At 42.1% G+C, this 2,610-nt stretch carries 3 protein-coding genes; all 3 read right to left on the bottom strand.

Annotation, left to right across the window (positions count from 1 at the left end):
* Window positions 1-56: 56 nt before the first annotated feature.
* Entirely contained in the window at window positions 57-827 is a 771-nt protein-coding gene (locus G505_RS22895) for an HNH endonuclease (protein WP_169628231.1), read from the bottom strand.
* A gap of 111 nt (window positions 828-938) precedes the next feature.
* Window positions 939-2,039, bottom strand: a complete 1,101-nt coding sequence (locus G505_RS22905) for an ATP-binding protein (protein ID WP_084644060.1) — start codon at window positions 2,037-2,039, stop codon at window positions 939-941.
* 127 nt (window positions 2,040-2,166) lie between these two features.
* Window positions 2,167-2,409 (bottom strand): DUF6429 family protein, encoded by a 243-nt coding sequence (locus G505_RS0117650; protein WP_028110737.1) that lies wholly within the window; start codon window positions 2,407-2,409, stop codon window positions 2,167-2,169.
* Between the last annotated feature and the right edge of the window lie 201 nt (window positions 2,410-2,610).

Below are 2,610 nucleotides of genomic sequence, written 5' to 3' on the forward strand. Positions count from 1 at the left end.
ACTGTACTGTTGGGTTCGTTTTCCTGTCTTGTAGGCAGGCATTGTGACACCTCAATCTAACGATTTTGGTGTCCACTAAAACGGGTCAACTTCATTGTCCGGTGCAACGCCTTGTTATGCTTACCAAAGTGCAGATCTCGGTGACAATTTGGACACAGAGCAACTGCGTTCTCCACAGTATCTTCCCCCCCGTCAGCAAGTCTAGTCTTATGATGAACTTCCAAATATGGGCTATCATCCTTTTTTCTTATAAAAGGAGCAGCGCTATTGCATCTTTCACAGATACCATTTGCTCGTGTAAGAACCTCTGCCACCACATAAGGATTACGCTCATATACTTGGACGAGCACTGATTTGGTTTTAGGCACTGCACTCGACTCAGCGATTCGCTTTTGGCGCTCTTCTTTAGATGTACTTAATGCCTTCTTTACTTCGGTATCGAAAGATTCGCTTAAACTATCCAGGCTGGAGGAGCCTTTCTCTATTGCCGAGTAGGATGAATGCAAATCACGAAGTGACTTAAGCGTGACGTTATTCTTTGCTTCGTAGTAAGTTATGTGTTTCCACAATGCCTCAATAGGTTTCGTCAAAGCATTACTGCCACCTTCGCTCATGATGCGAGCCAAATAATAACTCATGTCAGATGCGCTTAACGCACGCTTGAATTCTAGTCCGTTTACCATCTTTCCATATACAGTTATCATAATTTTCGCGGAATTAAGATTAATTCCATGCCCTGCGTTCAATTGGCGAGCCCCTTCAATTTGAGAAAGCTCTCCATTAAATACTTTCTTCGCTGTGGTAAAAGCTGCTTCGGTAGTTTCCATCTAATTAGGGTCTCGATTGAGCATAACGCCGCATTAAGGTGTGAGCGACGCTTGGCTATACTTGAGCGAAGCGAAAACGCCAAGCGTTGCGAATCACTCTTAAATGCTTTGTTATGAAAAATTTGTACTCGATTGCAGATATTCATACGTTCGAATTGCTTCACTGTAAGATTCGGCTACGCTTCCGTCCACATTTCCCCCGTTCATATCAAGTAAAAGGTCAAGGGATACTCTTGAACCATTTAGTGCAGCAAACAACAGTTCATATGGCAATATTTCCGCAAAATATGGATCAGTTAAAAGCCTATCTTCATAGCTACCTAGAAACTCGTCAATATCCTTAGATGATAGCTCCGGAATGTTTGATAATTTCAATTGTTTAACTTGATATGAACTGGAGATGGGAAAGTCGATTTCCACACGCTTCTTAGGAATTAAGTACCGCACACCTTTCCAAAAAAACATTGCAAGTTCTTCGATTACTAAACTTTGTTCCGTCTTTTCAAGTGTCACATGCTCAAGCGCAGACCAGAAAAACGAAACTTCTTCATTAATTAACTGTACAGTCACTTCGGAAAGAGAGTTATCTTCATTTTTCCAGCTAGAAACAGCAACAACATACTGGTCATTAAAAACATAATGCCTAGGAGAGTAAGAGTTGGAAGAATCTCTATAAAATGCCAATGTAGCATTTAAAGTTGATTCTAATGTGACTGATGAGCGTCTTACAAGCTCTAAGGATTCTTGTTGGTTCGGAGTTAAGGTACTTTCATTATGTCCTTTATCCGTTGAACTCCCTCTCCTAAAGAATCTATCTCCAGGCTTCAATTTCCAAATTTTTTTGCATATCTCACTTAGATTTTCGTTTGGATAAATCGAAATAATACCGACAAATTTATTGGGTTCTAAAGAGGGAACACTAACATTTTCGTAAATGACTTTTGGACAATTGCTAATGTATCCATTAATCGCATTTTGAAAGTCTGCGTCATCAATGAATGAGGCACCTATAAGTTCCTTTGAGTCACTAATACCAACAAAAATAAACGATCTACCTGCTGGGTTACTGTTGCTCATTGCACAAATAATTCGCAATAATTTTGCTCTGCCAGCCTCAGAAGATAGGTTTATCTCTTGTTTATAGTCTAAGTACTCTGTTTCCGAAGGAACTTCAGATAAAGCTAACTGTATTAACTTTCTTCGATTTAACACTTCACCTACCTATTTTTCATAACGCCCCGCCTAAGCGGCGCAAAACACTGCTTGGCTACAATCCGTGAGGTACGAGCGCAAGCCAAGCGTTTTGCGTCCGAGTTTTAAGGCGCTTGTTATAGGCCAATCAATCTCGATCAGGGCCATCTTTCTCAAACAACCGTCGGAACACAGCTTCCGATTGCTTCAACCCTTCCTCGGTAAACAGCACTGATTTAGATTTGCCCACAGGGTCATAAATCAGGCCCTTCTCATGCAATCGATTGAGTACATCCCAATCCAGTTGCTTCCATGCCCGCGCTCCATCGTGAAGAGTAAGGAACAACAGAGCCAACGCAGTCTCGTCAATCTTATCTTCGTCTACAGCCATTATGTCCTCCTGACAGCTGCTTGGGTTTGGCATATAACGCCTTGCTAATGGGCGTATAAAGCTTGGCTAAACTTTGCGACGAAGGAGCGTAAGCCAAGCGTGAACGTGATCCTGACCCGATAAAGTGGACACGGGTTTGTTATGCCGCGAGTCTCTCGAACTGGTGTGGACTTTGGTAACCCAAGCTCGAGTGTAGTCGTC

The sequence above is a fragment of the Ferrimonas futtsuensis DSM 18154 genome, from assembly GCF_000422645.1.
Taxonomy (GTDB): Bacteria; Pseudomonadota; Gammaproteobacteria; order Enterobacterales; family Shewanellaceae; genus Ferrimonas; species Ferrimonas futtsuensis.

Coding starts and splice junctions, on each gene's coding strand:
- G505_RS22895 (WP_169628231.1), bottom strand. CDS start 827: ATGGAAACTACCGAAGCAGCTTTTACCACAGCGAAGAAAGTATTTAAT.
- G505_RS0117650 (WP_028110737.1), bottom strand. CDS start 2,409: ATGGCTGTAGACGAAGATAAGATTGACGAGACTGCGTTGGCTCTGTTG.